This is a genomic window from Streptomyces sp. NPDC005775 (genome assembly GCF_042871565.1).
Classification (GTDB): domain Bacteria; phylum Actinomycetota; class Actinomycetes; order Streptomycetales; family Streptomycetaceae; genus Streptomyces.
Genome location: NZ_JBIAIU010000025.1, coordinates 51,024 through 68,091 on the forward strand (window position 1 = coordinate 51,024; position 17,068 = coordinate 68,091).

Annotated in this window: 11 protein-coding genes; 10 read left to right on the plus strand and 1 reads right to left on the minus strand. The window is 72.0% G+C overall.

Going from position 1 to position 17,068, the window contains the following annotated elements; translation table 11 throughout:
* Positions 1-32: 32 nt before the first annotated feature.
* The 5 genes from ACFYPA_RS36000 to hflX all read left to right on the plus strand — a co-directional run bounded on the left by ACFYPA_RS36000 (position 33) and on the right by hflX (position 7,021).
* Positions 33-473 (plus strand): hypothetical protein, encoded by a 441-nt coding sequence (locus ACFYPA_RS36000; protein ID WP_359320349.1) that lies wholly within the window; start codon positions 33-35, stop codon positions 471-473.
* Positions 474-549: 76 nt separating this feature from the next.
* Entirely contained in the window at positions 550-1,422 is an 873-nt protein-coding gene (gene dapF / locus ACFYPA_RS36005; protein WP_359320346.1) for a diaminopimelate epimerase, read from the plus strand.
* A 252-nt stretch (positions 1,423-1,674) separates the two neighbouring features.
* Complete coding sequence (locus ACFYPA_RS36010) at positions 1,675-3,807, plus strand: HD domain-containing protein (protein WP_359084819.1); 2,133 nt, start codon at positions 1,675-1,677, stop codon at positions 3,805-3,807.
* Between the two features lie 96 nt (positions 3,808-3,903).
* Positions 3,904-5,367 (plus strand): M1 family metallopeptidase, encoded by a 1,464-nt coding sequence (locus ACFYPA_RS36015; protein ID WP_359320343.1) that lies wholly within the window; start codon positions 3,904-3,906, stop codon positions 5,365-5,367.
* A gap of 133 nt (positions 5,368-5,500) precedes the next feature.
* Positions 5,501-7,021, plus strand: a complete 1,521-nt coding sequence (hflX, locus tag ACFYPA_RS36020) for a GTPase HflX (RefSeq protein WP_359084815.1) — start codon at positions 5,501-5,503, stop codon at positions 7,019-7,021.
* 170 nt (positions 7,022-7,191) lie between these two features.
* On the opposite strand, the gene ACFYPA_RS36025 is transcribed toward hflX, so the two are convergent.
* On the minus strand, positions 7,192-8,421 hold the full coding sequence (locus tag ACFYPA_RS36025; protein WP_389136806.1) for a trypsin-like serine peptidase: 1,230 nt from the start codon (positions 8,419-8,421) through the stop codon (positions 7,192-7,194).
* A 361-nt stretch (positions 8,422-8,782) separates the two neighbouring features.
* On the opposite strand from ACFYPA_RS36025, the gene ACFYPA_RS36030 reads away from it, so the two are divergent.
* From ACFYPA_RS36030 to ACFYPA_RS36050, 5 genes are read left to right on the plus strand one after another with little or no spacing between them, the layout of a single operon-like run.
* On the plus strand, positions 8,783-10,225 hold the full coding sequence (locus ACFYPA_RS36030) for a diaminobutyrate--2-oxoglutarate transaminase family protein (RefSeq protein WP_389136809.1): 1,443 nt from the start codon (positions 8,783-8,785) through the stop codon (positions 10,223-10,225).
* A 29-nt stretch (positions 10,226-10,254) separates the two neighbouring features.
* Positions 10,255-12,147: an IucA/IucC family protein gene (locus tag ACFYPA_RS36035; protein ID WP_389136812.1), complete on the plus strand. Its 1,893-nt coding sequence runs from the start codon at positions 10,255-10,257 to the stop codon at positions 12,145-12,147.
* 55 nt (positions 12,148-12,202) lie between these two features.
* Positions 12,203-12,922: a GNAT family N-acetyltransferase gene (locus ACFYPA_RS36040; RefSeq protein ID WP_389136815.1), complete on the plus strand. Its 720-nt coding sequence runs from the start codon at positions 12,203-12,205 to the stop codon at positions 12,920-12,922.
* 60 nt (positions 12,923-12,982) lie between these two features.
* Positions 12,983-14,884: an IucA/IucC family siderophore biosynthesis protein gene (locus ACFYPA_RS36045; RefSeq protein WP_359084807.1), complete on the plus strand. Its 1,902-nt coding sequence runs from the start codon at positions 12,983-12,985 to the stop codon at positions 14,882-14,884.
* Between the two features lie 50 nt (positions 14,885-14,934).
* Entirely contained in the window at positions 14,935-16,905 is a 1,971-nt protein-coding gene (locus ACFYPA_RS36050; protein ID WP_389136818.1) for an ATP-dependent DNA helicase, read from the plus strand.
* The last annotated feature ends 163 nt before the right edge of the window (positions 16,906-17,068 follow it).

A 17,068-nucleotide genomic window follows, 5' to 3' on the forward strand; every position in this document is an offset into this window, starting at 1 on the left:
CAGTGGAGTCCGAGTTGGGAGGGCGCGTGGCGATGGAGGCCGGCCCTCGCGACACGGAACGAGACGTACCGGACACGCAGCACGACGCGGGACGCCTGAGCCCCGACGGGCCCGATGAGCTCGTGGTGGCCCCCGAGGTCGAGGTCGAGCTGCGTCCCGCCCGTCGGCTGCGTATCTGGCAGCTCGCGCCGATCGTCATGCTCGCCGCGCTGGGATCGCTGATGTTCGCCTTCCCGCTCGCCTTCGAGGTGGGCGACGGCGGCCCGGTGGTCGCCATGCTGGGGCTGCTGATCAGCTGCTGTGCCGCGGGCTGGGGCATGATGGCCGCCCGTCGCGTCGGGCACACCTGGCCGGGACTGCCGTCCAGAGGTTCCGGGGAGCGGGCCGACTGGCGTGTGATCGCGCTGTACGTGGCGGTGTGCGCCGTACTGGTCGCGCTGGCGGTCTGGCGCGTGGCACGCCTGCGGGGCTGAACGGACCGGTCCGGGCGCTCTCCGCGTCCGGCGGGCCGTTCGCCGGGCTGTCGGCGCGGCCTCGTACAGTTGTCGTGTGACCACCTCGCAGATCGCCTTCCTCAAGGGCCACGGCACCGAGAACGACTTCGTGATCGTTCCCGACCCGGAGAACGCCCTCGACCTGCCCGCGTCCCTCGTCGCCGGGCTGTGCGACCGTCGCGCCGGCATCGGCGGTGACGGTCTGCTGCACGTCGTGCGGTCCGCCGCCCACCCCGAGGCGCGGTCGATGGCGGACGAGGCCGAGTGGTTCATGGACTACCGCAACGCCGACGGCTCGGTCGCCGAGATGTGCGGCAACGGCGTGCGGGTCTTCGCCCGCTACCTGCAGCGCGCCGGTGCCGTGGCGGAAGGCGATCTCGCGGTGGCCACCCGCGGCGGTGTCAAGAAGGTGCACCTCGCCAAGAACGGTGACGTCACGGTCTCCATGGGCCGCGCCCTGATTCCCGGCGACGGGGTCACCGTCACGGTCGGCGGCCGCAGCTGGGACGCCCGCAACGTGAACATGGGCAACCCGCACGCCATCGCGTTCGTCGACGACCTGGCGCACGCCGGGGACCTGTTCAGCGAGCCGTCGTACGTGCCCGCCGCCGTCTACCCCGACGGGGTCAACATCGAATTCGTCGTGGACCGCGGGCCCCGCCATGTCGCGATGCGGGTCCATGAACGGGGCTCCGGCGAGACCCGCTCCTGCGGCACCGGAGCCTGTGCCGTGGCCGTCGCCGCGGCCCGCCGGGACGCGGCGGACCCGGCGGAGACCGGGGCTCCGGTCACGTACACCGTCGATCTGCCGGGCGGCACCCTGGTGATCACCGAGCACCCGGACGGCGAGATCGAGATGACCGGGGCGGCCGTGATCGTCGCGGAGGGCGTGATCGATCCGGCCTGGCTCGAAGCGCTGCACGGATGAAGAGCGAAAAACGCTGAACGGTCAGATCTGAACGCTGAGGCAGCGGCCGAAACATTGGACCGGTACAGGACGAAACGCTGAACCGGCAATGATCGAAACGGTGAACCGGCAGGGCTTCGCTCGAATGGGTGATCCGTTTCACGCTGGGCGAGAGCCGGACTCCGCTACGTGGTGGGGTCGGTAGCATCAAGCACCGGCCCGGAGGCGCGACCGCACCTCCCCACCGCCGGTCGACGTTGCCGGAGGTGCCCCATGAGCGCAGAGGCCACCAACCCAGGTGCTCCCATCCGCAGGCGGGGCCGTCCCCGGATCGATCTCCGCAGGCTCGGCCGGGTCGCCCTGCTCGGCCCGGTCTCCCGGGACCGGCTGCCGGACGCCATCGGCCATGTCGCCGAGGCGCACCGGGCCCACCACCCCGACGCCGACCTCTCCGTGCTGCACCGGGCCTATGTCCTCGCGGAGAGTTCGCACCGCGGACAGATGCGCAAGAGCGGCGAGCCCTACATCACGCACCCGCTCGCGGTCACCCTCATCCTCGCCGAACTCGGCGCCGAAACCACCACCCTGACCGCTTCCCTCCTCCACGACACGGTCGAGGACACCGAGGTGACCCTCGACCAGGTGCGGGAGCAGTTCGGCGAGGAGGTCTGCTACCTCGTCGACGGCGTGACCAAGCTGGAGAAGGTCGACTACGGGGCCGCCGCCGAGCCCGAGACCTTCCGCAAGATGCTCGTCGCCACCGGCGACGACGTCCGGGTGATGTCGATCAAGCTCGCCGACCGGCTGCACAACATGCGCACGCTCGGCGTGATGCGCCCCGAGAAGCAGGCCAGGATCGCCAAGGTCACCCGCGACGTGCTGATCCCCCTCGCGGAACGGCTCGGTGTTCAGGCGCTCAAGACCGAGCTGGAGGACCTGGTCTTCGCGATCCTCCACCCCGAGGAGTACGCGCACACCTGCACGGTGATCGCCGCCGCGACCGCCGGGGCGGACCCGCTCACCGCCATCGCGGGCAGCGTCGCCTCGGTGCTGCGGGAGGCCGGCATCACCGCCGAGGTGGCCGTCAGACCACGCCACTTCGTCTCCGTCCACCGCGTCCGGATCAAACGCGGTGAACTGCGAGGCAGCGACTTCGGACGCCTGCTGGTGCTCGTCGGCGAGGACGCCGACTGCTACGCCGTCCTCGGCGAACTCCACACCTGTTTCACCCCGGTCATCTCCGAGTTCAAGGACTTCATCGCCTCGCCCAAGTTCAACCTGTACCAGTCGCTGCACACCGCCGTGGTGGGTCCGGACGGCGAGGTGGCCGAAGTCCTCATCCGCACCCACCGCATGCACAACGTCGCCGAGGCCGGCGTCATCGCGCTCGGCAATCCGTACGCCGCCGACGGCACGGCGACGGGCACCGAACCGGCCGACGGCGAACGGGCCGACCCCACCCGCCCCGGCTGGCTCTCCCGGCTCCTCCAGTGGCAGCAGTCCGCCCCCGACCCCGACACCTTCTGGACCACCCTGCGCGCCGATCTCGCCCAGGACCGCGAGATCACCGTCTTCCGCACCGACGGCGGCACGCTCGGCCTGCCCGCAGGCGCCAGCTGCGTCGACGCCGCCTACGCGCAGTACGGGGACGCCGCGCACAGCTGCATCGGCGCACGGGTGAACGGCCGGCTGGCCACGCTCAGCACCGTGCTCGGCGACGGCGACACGGTCCAGCCGCTCCTCGCCGAGGACGCCGCGTCCGGACCCTCGCCCGACTGGCTCGACCACGCGCGGACACCCACCGCCCGCATCGCCATCACCGGCTGGCTCGCCGCGCACCCCCAGCACGCGGAAACCGCCGCCGCGAGCGCGTCCGACGGCAGCGGGCCCGGCCCGCAGCCCGACCGGTCCGCCCGGCCCGCGCCGTCCGGATCCGCCGGGACGGTCAGCCGCACCGTGAGCGCCGTGGTCGAGCGGCCCGACACCACCGTGCGCCTCGCGGGCTGCTGCACCCCCGTGCCCCCCGACGACGTCACGGGGTTCACGGTGCGCGGCGGCGTGGTCACCGTGCACCGGCTGGAGTGTCCGGCGGTGGCCGAGATGGAGGCCGTCGGCCGGGTGCCGGTCCTCGTCAGCTGGGGCGACGCGGCCGAATGCCGGGTGACCCTGGTCGCGGAGTCCTTCGGGCGGCCCCGGCTCCTCGCGGACCTCACCGAGGCAATCGCCGGAGCGGACGCGGCGGTCATCTCCGCCACCGTCGAACCCCCCAGCGAACAGCGCGTGCGCCACACGTACACCCTGCAACTCCCCGACGCCGCAGGGCTGCCGGCACTGATGCGCGCCATGCGCGACGTACCGGGCGTGTACGACGTGAGCCGCGCCCAGCACCCGGCCGCCGCGATCTGATCAGCCGTCCCGCCCCTCCGCCACGGGGCTTCTCGTTCGGGTGGCGCGGTGCGCGCCGTCCCGGTACGGCGGGGGCGGCGCTGGTAGCCGTAGTCCATGCCGTTCCTCTCCCGCCGTCTGCGGGCCGCCCTGCTGGCCACCGCATCGGCCACCCTCGTCGCCGCCACCCTGCCCGCGCCGGTGCCCCTCGGCATCGGGGACCCGCTCTTCCCGCACCTCGGTAACCCCGGATACGACGTACTCGCCTACGACATCGGCCTCAGCTACCGCGGCCGCAACACCGAACCGCTGGACGCCGTCACCACCATCGACGCGCGGACGACCGCGCCGCTGGACCGGATCAACCTCGACTTCACCGGCGGCACCGTCCGCTCCGTCGACGTCAACGGCCTGCGCGCGGACTTCGCGGCCGAGGGCGAGGACCTGATCATCGAGCCGCTGGGCCACCTCCCGGCAGGCATTCCGCTGCGCATCACCGTCCGGCACACCAGCGACCCCGCGGGCGGGCAGGACAACGGGGGCTGGGTGCGGACCGCCGACGGACTCGCCATGGCCAACCAGGCCGACGCCGGCCACCGGGTCTTCCCCGGCAACGACCACCCCGCCGACAAGGCGTACTTCACCTTCCGCGTCACCGCCCCGCAGGACCTCACCGTGGTGGCCAACGGTGAGCGGACCGGGCGGATCGAGCACGGTGACCGCACCACCTGGATCTACCGCACCGGCCACCCCATGGCCACCGAACTGGCCCAGGTCAGCATCGGCCGGTCCACCGTCGTCGAGCGCACCGGCCCGCACGGGCTGCCCGTGCGCGACGTCGTGCCCGCCGCCGACCGGGAGAAGCTGGAACCCTGGCTGAGGAAGACGCCCGGGCAGCTGGAATGGATGGAGAAGCAGGTCGGCCGCTATCCCTTCGAGAACTACGGCGTGCTGGTCGCCGACACCGAGACCGGCTTCGAGCTGGAGACCCAGACCCTCTCCCTCTTCGAACGCCGCCTGTTCACCGAGCCCGGCTTCCCCGAGTGGTACGTGGACTCGGTCATGGTCCACGAGCTCGCCCACCAGTGGTTCGGCGACAGCGTCTCCCCGCGTACCTGGTCCGATCTCTGGCTCAACGAGGGACACGCCAGCTGGTACGAGGCGCGCTACGCCGAGGAGCACGCCGACAAGCCGCTGGAGCGCCGGATGCGCGACGCCTACACCCGCTCGGACGGCTGGCGGGCCGAGGGCGGCCCGCCGGCACGCCCCGCCGCGCCGGAGCCCGGCGAGAAGATCAGCCTGTTCCGGCCGGTGGTGTACGACGGAAGCGCTCTGGTCCTGTACGCGCTCCGCCAGGAGATCGGCAGCCCCGCCTTCGACCGGCTGGAGCGGCTCTGGGTGAGGAAGCACCGCGACTCCAACGCGGCCACGGCCGACTTCACCGGCCTCGCGTCCCGGGTGGCCGGTCGCGACCTGACCTCCTTCTTCGACGGATGGCTGTACGGGAAGAAGACACCACCCATGCCGGGGCATCCGGACTGGCGCGGTACGACACCGCGGGGGAGCGGGAAACCCGCGTGACGGGCCGGGCCCGCCGTGCCACTATCGACGAGTCGCCGCGGCGGCCGGACCGGAGAAACTCCCCTCGGGGAATCATCCCGGGAGGTCACGCGTTGTGACTGACGTAACCCACTCCTCTCGACGTAAGGATCCAATGACCTCCTCTTCTTCCCTTCCCCAGGACGCGCAGGACGCGCAGAGTGCCACGGAGAACGTCACCGAGAGCCTCACCGAAAGCCTTCGGGCCGACGCCCTGATGGAAGAGGACGTCGCCTGGAGCCACGAGATCGACGGAGCGCGGGACGGCGATCAGCAGGACCGCTCCGACCGCGCCGCACTGCGGCGTGTGGCGGGACTCTCCACCGAACTCGAGGACGTCACCGAGGTCGAGTACCGGCAGCTGCGCCTGGAGCGCGTGGTGCTCGTCGGTGTCTGGACCTCGGGCACGGTGCACGACGCGGAGATCTCCCTCGCCGAGCTCGCGGCACTCGCCGAGACGGCCGGAGCCCAGGTGCTCGACGCCGTCTTCCAGCGCCGCGACAAGCCCGACCCGGCCACGTACATCGGTTCCGGCAAGGCGCTCGAACTGCGCGACATCGTTCTCGAAACAGGGGCCGACACCGTCGTGTGCGACGGTGAGCTCAGCCCCGGCCAGCTGATCCACCTGGAAGACGTCGTCAAGGTCAAGGTGGTCGACAGGACCGCACTGATCCTCGACATCTTCGCCCAGCACGCCAAGTCCCGTGAGGGCAAGGCGCAGGTCTCGCTGGCACAGATGCAGTACATGCTGCCGCGCCTGCGCGGCTGGGGTCAGTCGCTGTCCCGCCAGATGGGCGGCGGCGGTTCCAGCGGCGGTGGTGGCATGGCCACCCGCGGTCCCGGTGAGACCAAGATCGAGACGGACCGGCGACGGATCCGCGAGAAGATGGCGAAGATGCGCCGGGAAATCGCGGAGATGAAGACCGGCCGCGAGATCAAGCGCCAGGAACGCAAGCGGAACAAGGTGCCTTCGGTCGCCATCGCGGGCTACACCAACGCGGGCAAGTCCTCGCTGCTCAACCGGCTGACCGGTGCGGGTGTGCTGGTGGAGAACGCCCTGTTCGCCACCCTCGACCCGACCGTGCGCCGGGCCGAGACGCCGAGCGGGCGGATCTACACGCTCGCCGACACCGTCGGGTTCGTACGGCACCTGCCGCACCACCTGGTCGAGGCGTTCCGCTCCACCATGGAGGAGGTCGGCGAGTCCGATCTCATCCTGCACGTGGTGGACGGCTCGCACCCGGTGCCGGAGGAGCAGCTCGCCGCGGTGCGCGAGGTCATCCGTGAGGTGGGCGCGCTGGACGTCCCCGAGATCGTGGTGATCAACAAGGCGGACGCGGCCGATCCGCTGGTCCTCCAGCGGCTGCTGCGCAACGAGAAGCACGCGATCGCGGTGTCGGCGCGGACCGGCGCCGGCATCGAGGAGCTGCTCGCGCTCATCGACAGCGAACTGCCGAGGCCGTCGGTCGAGATCGAGGCGCTCGTGCCGTACACCCAGGGCGGACTCGTCTCCCGGGTGCACGCCGAGGGCGAGGTGATCTCCGAGGAGCACACCTCCGAGGGCACCCTGCTCAAGGCTCGGGTGCACGAGGAGCTCGCCTCGGACCTCGCCGCGTTCGTACCCGCGGCGCACTGACCGCGGAAAAGACGGACGGAGGGCCCGCACACCCCATGGGGTATGCGGGCCCTCCGTCCGTATCCGGGCACGTACGCTACCGGGTTCGCCCGGGGGCCCGGGGCGGGAGGCGTCCCGCCCCGGGCCTCTGATGCGCCGTCATGCCCCCGTGGGCGGACGGCGATCCGTGCTTACTGCCCCGCGTACTTCTCGCTGACCGAGTCGTAGACGCCCTTGGCTTCCTTGCCGAGGCGGGGTCCGGCCAGCCAGCCGGCCGACACCGGCCCGATCGAGGTGTTGGACACCAGAGCGGGCTTGCCGTCCTGCCCCGCCGCGACCCAGCCGCCACCGGAGGAACCGCCGGTCATGGTGCAGCCGATGCGGTACATCGTCGGGTCGTTCTTGGTGAGGGAAAGCCGGCCCGGCTTGTCCTTGCACTGGAAGAGCTCCTGGCCGTCGTACGGCGGAGCGGCCGGGAAACCGGTGGCGGTCATATCGGCGATCTTGGGCACCGCCGGGGCGTTGAACTCGACGGGAAGAGCCGAACCGACCGTCTCCTCCAGGGACTTTCCGGACGCACCCTTCTCCGGCGTCACATGCAGCACGGCGAAGTCGTACGGGGCACCCAGGCCGCCGACCGAGGCGCCCTGGTCGATCCACTGCTCCGAGGTCTGGGCCCACGAGCCCCACCACACGCCGTAGGGGGCGACCTTCTCCTTGGGCGGCTTGTTCCGCAGCTCGTCGGTCGACAGGCCGCTGTTGTTGTACGACGGCACGAAGGCGATGTTGCGGTACCAGCCGCCCTTCTTGCCCGCGTGTACGCAGTGGCCCGCGGTCCACACCATGTTGGACTTCCCCGGGTGTGCCGGGTCCTTCACCACGGTCGCCGAGCAGACCATCGAGCCCTCGGGACCGTCGAAGAACAGCTTCCCCGACTCGGCGGCGTTGTCGTGGTACGGCGTCCGCACGCCAACGGCCCTGACCGGGACGGGCGTCGGGTCCGTCACGCCCGCGTCGCCGGAGATGTCGTTCTCGACCGGCTGCTCGGGCGCCTTGTCGGCGTCCCGCATCCGGTCCGGGTCCCAGAGGCCCTCGATGATGGGATTGATGTAGTCCTTGGCCTCACGCAGCCACTTGTCCTTGTCCCAGTTCTTCCACTCGCCGTTCTTCCACTGGTCGAGGTCTATCCCGTGTTCCTTGAGCCGGTCCTTCAGATCATCCGGAATGGTGATCTTGTTGTCCGACGTCTGGCCCGCGGAACTGCTGCTCGGGTCGGCGCTCGCGTCGTCCTCGCTCGGCCCGCAGGCGGTCGCGGTGAGGGCGAGGACGGCGGTGACCGCCGCCGTGGCGAGCACGGTGGAAGGGGTGCGGCGAGCGCTCCCCCCGCGGCGTGCGGTGAAGCCTGGTCGAATGAGTCGCATCTGGTGATCCCCCTGGGACTTCGTAACTCAACGCTTGCGTACTGCACTTGCGCCTGCTGATCCGCACACGGAAGGGCCCCGCCGGACGGCCGTCCGGGTGCCTCTCCGGGCAGGCCGAGGCGGCCGGGAGGTGTTCCCGGAGCCACGGCACGGTCCCCCACTATGCCGGTGCGGCTGTGGACGGCTTGCGGCAGGGCCCTGGTTCCGGCCCGCAAGGATCTTCGGATTTACCCGTGATCCGCCGCGCCCGGCGTCGTTGGTACGTACGGGGGACACGGACACAGCGTTCACCCCCGCGGTCCGTCCATGCGGAATCGTGCTGACGTGCAACGCAACTGTTACAGCGGGAGGATCAACAGCCGTGGCCGTGACCGAACCAGCTCCGGCATCACCGCTGGGCCCTGTCCGGAGTTCCAGCGCGGGCGCCGCGACGCCGCGGGGGAACCCCGGACAGGACCCAGCGCCGCACGAAGGCATCCTGCGCCGCCAGTCGCTGCGTGAGTCGGCCGCCCGGACCTACGCGCGCTCGCTGCCGATCGTGCCGGTTCGGGCGCGGGGGCTGACCATCGAAGGGGCGGACGGGCGGCGCTATCTCGACTGCCTGTCCGGAGCGGGGACCCTGGCTCTCGGGCACAACCATCCCGTCGTCCTGGAGGCGATCAAGAAGGTCCTCGACTCCGGTGCGCCCCTGCACGTGCTGGATCTGGCCACGCCGGTCAAGGACGCCTTCACCACGGAGCTCTTCGCCACCCTGCCGCGGGAGTTGGCGGACAACGCCCGGATCCAGTTCTGCGGGCCCGCCGGGACCGACGCGGTCGAGGCGGCGTTCACCCTGGTCCGCGCCGCCACGGGGCGCAGCGGCCTGCTCGCCTTCACCGGCGCCTACCACGGCATGACGGCAGGTGCCCTCGCCGCATCGGGCGGCGCCGAGGACGTACGGGTGACCCGGCTCCCGTTCCCGCAGGACTACCGCTGCCCCTTCGGCACCGGGGGTGACCACGGTGCTGAACTCGCCGCGCGCTGGACCGAGAGCGTGCTGGACGACCCCAAGAGCGGAACGCCCGCACCGGCCGGCATGATCCTCGAACCCGTCCAGGGAGAAGGTGGGGTCAACCCGGCCCCCGACGGCTGGATGCGCCGGATGCGGGAGATCACCGCATCCCGGTCCATCCCCCTCATCGCCGACGAGGTGCAGACCGGGGTCGGGCGGACCGGCGCCTTCTGGGCCGTCGAGCACAGCGGCATCGTGCCCGACGTGATGGTCCTGTCCAAGGCCATCGGAGGCTCCCTCCCGCTCGCCGTGATCGTCTACCGCTCCGAACTCGACACCTGGCAGCCGGGTGCCCACGCAGGCACCTTCCGCGGCAACCAGCTCGCGATGGCCGCCGGCACCGCCACCCTCGCCCACGTGCGGGAGAACCGGCTCGCCGAACGGGCCGCCGACCTCGGCGCCCGGATGCTGGCGAGCCTGCAGGGCCTGGCCTGCCATCACCCGTGCATCGGCGACGTCCGCGGGCGGGGCCTGATGATCGGCGTCGAACTGGTCGACCCCGAGGCCGCCCCGGTGGGCGCGGGCGGCGTGGCGCCACCGGACCCCGTCCTCGCCAGGGCCGTCCAGCAGGAGTGTCTGCGCCGCGGCCTCATCGTCGAACTCGGCGGACGTCACTCCACGGTCGTACGCCTGCTGCCGCCCCTCACGCTCACCGACGAACAGGCGACAGCGGTCGTCGACCGCCTCGCCGACGCCCTGGCAGCCGCCGAGCGCTCACCGCACCGACGGACCGTGACCGGGTCGATCCGCTGACCCCGGAAACCCTCACAGGAAAGACCGCCGTGAACCCCACCCCCGCGCCCGAGGCCGACGGCCCCGACTCCAGCCACCACCGGGGAGAGGCCGAAACCTCCGGCCACCTCGCCGTCGAGGCGTCGACCGTGCCGCGCCAGAAGGAGGTGCCGCACGGTCAGTGGCACGCCCACCGGACAGCGACCGCCTTCCCCGGACCGGCACCCGACCCCCTGGACCATCCCGACCCGCTCCGCGCCGCCGACGTGGCGGGCATCGAGAACCTGCTGCGCTGCTGGGTCCGTGAATGCGGCCTGCCCCGCCCGGACGGGGGGATCCTCCGTATCCCGCTCCCCGCCAGCGGCACCGCACTGCTCGTCCCCGTCCGCCACTGGTCCGCCACCGGCTGGCACCGATTCGGGCCGCCCCTCCTGGAACAGGCCCCCGAGGGCGCGCCGACCGCCGACGCCGTCACCGTCGCAGCCCTCCTGGGCCGCGAGGCCGACCACAACGAGGGCGCGGACATGGTCGCCAGGGTGGCCGACTCGGTACGGCGTACCGCCGGATTCATCGACGCACAGCGACGCCGGCCCACCGCGTCCGCCGAGACGGACCTCTTCCTGACCGCGGAGCAGTCACTCCTCCTCGGCCACCCGCTCCACCCCTCGCCCAAGAGCAGGGAAGGCCTCTCCGACTCCGAGTGCCGCCTCTACTCGCCCGAGGCGCACGGTTCCTTCCCTCTCCACTGGATGGCCGTCGACCGGTCCGTACTAGCCACCGACTCCGCCTGGACCGACCACGGCCGCCCGGTCCACGCCGCGGAACTCGTGACCCGCCACGCCGAGGGCATGCGGTTCCCCGCGCGCACCACGCCGATCCCGCTCCACCCCTGGCAGGCCCGCGAACTGGCGATGCGGCCCGAAGTCGCCGCCCTGGCCGACTGCGGCCTGCTGCACGACCTCGGTCCGTACGGTGAACGCTGGCACCCCACCTCCTCGGTGCGCACCGTCGGGCGGCCCGGCGTCGACCTCATGCTGAAACTCTCCCTCGGCGTCCGCATCACCAACTCCCGCCGGGAGAACCTCCGCAAGGAACTCCACCGGGGCGTGGAGGTCCACCGGCTGCTGCGCAGCGGGCTCGCCCGCCAGTGGCACGCGGCCCACCCCTGGTTCGACATCGTCCGGGACCCCGCATGGCTCGCGGTCGACACCCCCGAGGGCGAACACATCCCCGGCCTCGACGTGATGCTGCGCCACAACCCCTTCGGCCGGTACGACGACGCGGTCTGCATCGCCGGGCTCACCGCCCCGCGCCCCTGGCCCGACCGGCCGGGCATGCACTCCCGCCTCGCCGACATCGTCCGCCGCCTCGGCACCGCCACCGGACGGACCACGACCGCCGTCGCGGCCGAGTGGTTCCTGCGCTACCTGGACCGCGTGGTGCGGCCGGTCCTCTGGCTCGACGGCAACGCGGGGGTAGCCCTCGAAGCGCACCAGCAGAACACCCTGGTCCTGCTCGACGCCGAGGGCTGGCCGGTCGGCGGCCGCTACCGCGACAATCAGGGTTACTACTTCCGCGAGTCCCACCGCGCCGCTCTCGACCGCAGGCTCCCCGGCATCGGAGCGGTCAGCGACACCTTCGTCTCCGATGCCGTCACCGACGAACGCTTCGCGTACTACCTCGGCATCAACAACGTGTTCGGACTGATCGGGGCGTTCGGCGCCCAGCAGCTCGCCGACGAACAGGTGCTCCTCGCCGCCTTCCGGCGGTTCCTGGCATCGGCCGCCGCACTCGGATCCCCGCTCCCCGCGCAGCTGCTGGAAACCCCCCGCCTGCGCTGCAAGGCCAACATGCTCACGCGCCTGCGCGGCCTCGACGAACTCGTCGGACCCGTGGACACCCAGTCCGTCTACGTCACCATCGCCAACCCCCTGTGCGGCTGAGGACGACACCCCGTCCCCTCCGGGACCCCGACCGCCGAGAGAGGAGAGCGTCACCGTGCCTCCCGCCGATGCGCCCACCGACCCCGGGCCCGCTGCCCAGGCCGGCCCGGACGCCGAGGACACACTGGATCTGCGGCTCACCGCCGAACTGCTCGCGCTCCTGGGCGAGGAGGCCCCCGCGTACGGGTACGGACCGGCGGACTCCGCCCTGCTCGACCGGCCTGCGCGGTGGAAGCCTGTCACGACGTCTGCCGGTGTGTTCCAGCTCGTCCCCGTACGGCTGGAGCGCGACCTCGCGCTGATCAGCCGCTGGATGAACGACCCCGCCGTCGCGGACTTCTGGGAACTCGCCGGAGCCGAGACCGTCACCGCCGCGCACCTGATGCCCCAACTCGACGGCGACGGGCGCAGCATCCCGTGCCTGGGAGTGCTCTCCGGCGTCCCGATGAGCTACTGGGAGATCTACCGGGCCGACCTCGACCCCCTGTCCCGTCACTGCCGAGTCCGGCCGCACGACACCGGTATCCACCTCCTCATCGGCGACGGCCGGGGGCGGGGCCACGGGATCGGGAGCACCCTGCTCCGGGCCGTCTCCGACCTCGTCCTCGACAGCCGTCCGCGGTGCACACGGGTCGTCGCCGAGCCCGACCTGCGCAACACCCCATCCGTCTCCGCCTTCCTGCGCGCCGGATTCCGCTACTCCGCCGAGGTCGAACTCCCGGAGAAGCGGGCCGCGCTGATGGTCCGCGACCGAGCCCACCGTGACCACCTGTGAATGATCCGCTGTCCCGCAACCACCGCTCGAACCCCGTCGGTTCCCACCCGAGGAGTCCCCGTGCCGAAATATCCCGCGAGCAGTGACGCAGCCCGGACGCCCACGCTGCTCAGCACCCCGGAACTGAACAGCGCGGTCTGGGACCGCGCCGCCGCCCGGCTGCTCGCCAAGATGCTCGGCGAATTCGCCTACGAGGAAGTCGTCCAGCCCGTACCACGATCGGCCGGCGGCGATACGTACACCCTCGTGCTCGACGACGGCGGCAGTCTGAGCTTCGCCGCCCGGCGGGGCGTCTACGGCAGCTGGCGTGTGGCCGCCGACTCGATCCGCGAGGCGAGCAGCGCGGCGACCGAGGCGGACGCGGCCGCCGGGGCAGGCAGCGAGAACGCGACAGGGACGGCGGACCGGGGACAGGTCGCGGGCAGTGTCCCCTTCCGCGATCCGCTGCTGTTCCTCGCCCGCGCCCGCCGCCTCCTCGGCCTGGACGGCGCCACCCTCGGCCACCTCGTCCGCGAACTCACGACCACGCTCACCGCCGACGCCCGCCTCGACCACGGCGCCCTCAGCGCCGCCGAGCTGGCCGACCTCGACTACGCCGAGCTCGAAGGCCACCAGACGGGCCACCCCTGGATCGTCGCCAACAAGGGGCGGCTCGGCTTCTCCGCCACCGACGCGGCCCGCTTCACCCCCGAGGCCCGCACACCGGTCACCCTGCCGTGGATCGCCGTCTCGACCCGGATTGCCGCCTACCGGGGTGTGAACGCCCTCGCCGATCCCGGCCGGCTCTACGCCCAGGAGCTGGACCCCGCGGTCCGCGAGTCCTTCGCCGCCGCCCTGCGCGGCCGAGGCCTCGACCCGGACGGCTACTACTGCCTCCCCGTCCACCCCTGGCAGTGGGACGAGTGGATCGTGCCCGTGTTCGCCCCGGCCATCGCCTCCGGCGACATCGTCCCCCTGCACGCCGACCCGGACCTGCGGCTGCCGCAGCAGTCCATCCGGACCTTCGCCAACCTGGCACGGCCCGACCGGCACACGGTCAAGCTTCCGCTGTCCATCCTCAACACGCTGGTCTGGCGGGGCCTGCCGACCGAACGCACCCTCGCCGCCCCCGCCGTCACCGGCTGGGTGCAGGGGATGCGTGACAACGACCCGTTCCTGCGCGACACCTGCGGAGTGATCCTCCTCGGCGAGGTCGCCTCGGTCACGGTCGAGCATCCGCTCTACGACCACCTCCCCGAGACGCCGTACCAGTTCAAGGAGATCCTGGGAGCGATCTGGCGCGAGCCGCTCCTCCCACGCCTCGCTCCCGGCGAGCGGGCCCGCACGCTCGCCTCGCTGCTGCACACCGACCCGCAGGGGCGCGCCTTCACCGCCGAGCTGGTCGCCCGCTCCGGTCTCACGCCGACGATCTGGCTCACCCGGCTCTTCGCCGCGCTGCTGCCGCCGCTCCTGCACTTCCTGTACCGCTACGGCACCGTCTTCTCCCCGCACGGCGAGAACGCCATCGTCGTCTTCGACGAGAACGACGTCCCGGTACGCCTGGCCATCAAGGACTTCGTCGACGACGTGAACGTCAGCGCCCGGCCGCTGCCCGAGCACGACACCATGCCACCGGACGTGCGGCGCGTCCTGCTCACCGAGGAACCCGGCTTCCTCACCCAGTTCATCCACTCCGGGCTCTTCACCGGAGTCTTCCGCTTCCTCTCCCCGCTCTGCGAGGAACAGCTCGGCGTCCCGGAGCGCGCATTCTGGTCACTCGTCCGGGCGGAGATCCTGCGCCACCACGCCCGCTTCCCGGAGCTGAAGGAGCGGTTCGAGATGTTCGACATGCTGACGCCCCGCATCGAACGCCTCTGTCTGAACCGCAACCGCCTGCATCTGGACGGCTACCGCGACCGGCCCGAGCGCCCGCACGCGGCCGTGCACGGCACGGTGGCCAACCCGCTCCACCCCTCCGCGTGAGTCCGGGAGTGAGCGTCGTTGTCAGTGGCGCCCCGTAGGCTGGTCGGGCTATGACGAAGCCATCCCTCCCCGAGCTCCTGCACGCCGCCGTGACCGCCGTCGGCGGTACGGAGCGACCCGGTCAGGCCGCCATGGCCGACGCTGTCGCCGAGGCCGTGGACGATCAATCCCACCTGCTCGTCCAGGCGGGCACCGGTACGGGCAAGTCGCTCGGCTATCTGGTGCCCGCCCTGGCACACGGCGAGCGCGTCGTGGTGGCCACGGCGACCCTGGCCCTCCAGCGCCAGCTCGTGGAGCGTGACCTTCCGCGTACGGTCGACGCCCTGCATCCGCTGCTGCGCCGCCGCCCTCAGTTCGCCATGCTCAAGGGCCGGTCGAACTACCTCTGCCTGCACCGCCTCCACGAGGGCGTGCCGCAGGAGGAGGAAGAAGGACTCTTCGACCAGTTCGAGGCGGCCGCCCCGTCGAGCAAGCTCGGCCAGGACCTGCTGCGCATGCGGGACTGGGCGGACGAGACGGAGACGGGCGACCGGGACGACCTGACCCCCGGCGTCTCGGACCGGGCCTGGGCGCAGATCTCCGTCTCCTCCCGGGAGTGCCTGGGCGCCACCAAGTGCGCGTACGGGGCCGAGTGCTTCGCCGAGCAGGCCCGCGAGCGCGCCAAGCTCGCCGATGTGGTGGTGACGAACCACGCGCTCCTGGCCATCGACGCGATCGAGGGCGCTCCGGTGCTTCCGAGCCACGAGGTGCTGATCGTCGACGAGGCCCACGAGCTGGTCTCCCGGGTCACCGGAGTGGCCACCGGCGAGCTCACCCCCGGCCAGGTCAACCGCGCGGTGCGCCGCGCGGCGAAGCTGGTCAACGAGAAGGCCGCCGACGCCCTGCAGACGGCGTCCGAGGGCTTCGAGCGGGTCATGGAGCTGGCACTGCCCGGCCGGCTGGAGGAGGTCCCCGAGGACCTCGGGTATGCGCTGATGGCGCTGCGCGACGCCGCCCGTACGGTCATCACCGCACTCGGCTCCACACGCGACAAGTCCGTCCAGGACGAGGACGCGGTCCGCAAGCAGGCGATGGCCTCGATCGAGTCGATCCACGGAGTGGCCGAGCGCATCACGCAGGGCTCCGAGTACGACGTCGTCTGGTTCGAGCGCCACGACCGCTTCGGCGCCTCCGTGCGGGTCGCCCCGCTCTCGGTCTCCGGGCTGCTGCGCGAGAAGCTCTTCGCCGACCGCTCCGTGGTCCTCACCTCGGCCACTCTGAAGCTCGGCGGGGACTTCAACGGAGTGGGGGCCTCCCTCGGACTCTCCCCGGAGGGCACCGCGGGCGATGACGTCCCGCAGTGGAAGGGCCTCGACGTCGGCTCCCCCTTCGACTACCCGAAGCAGGGAATCCTGTACGTCGCCCGGCATCTGGCGACCCCCGGCCGGGAGGGGTCCCGCACCGACATGTTCGACGAGCTCGCCGAGCTGGTGGAGGCCGCCGGCGGGCGCACGCTCGGGCTGTTCTCCTCCATGCGGGCGGCCCAGGCCGCCGCCGAGGAGCTGCGGGGCCGGCTGGAGAAGCCCATCCTGCTCCAGGGCGAGGAGACGCTGGGGGAGCTGATCAAGAACTTCGCGGCCGACCCCGAGACCTGCCTCTTCGGCACGCTCTCGCTCTGGCAGGGCGTCGACGTCCCCGGCGCGAGCTGCCAGCTGGTGGTGATGGACCGGATCCCGTTCCCGCGTCCCGACGATCCGTTGATGAGCGCACGCCAGAAGGCGGTCGAGGAGGCGGGGGGCAACGGTTTCATGGCCGTGGCCGCCACGCACGCGGCGTTGCTGATGGCCCAGGGTGCCGGCCGTCTGGTCCGCGCCACCGGGGACAAGGGTGTCGTCGCGGTGCTCGACCCGCGCCTGGCCAATGCCAGGTACGGCAGCTATCTCCGCGCCTCGCTCCCCGACTTCTGGTACACCACGGACCCGAACCAGGCCCGCCGCTCGCTCGCCGCGATCGACGCGGCGGCCAAGGCCGACGCGAAGTAGGCCCGGGGGCCCCGGCCGGGGAGACACGGCCGGGGGCCCCCGCCCCCCCCCCCGGCCCCCCGGGCCCCCGGGGGCCCCCCCCCGGGGGGGCCCCCCCCCCGCCCCCCCCCCCCCCCCCCCCGGGGGGCCGCGCCGCCGCGCCGCGGGGCGGGGGGGCCGGGGC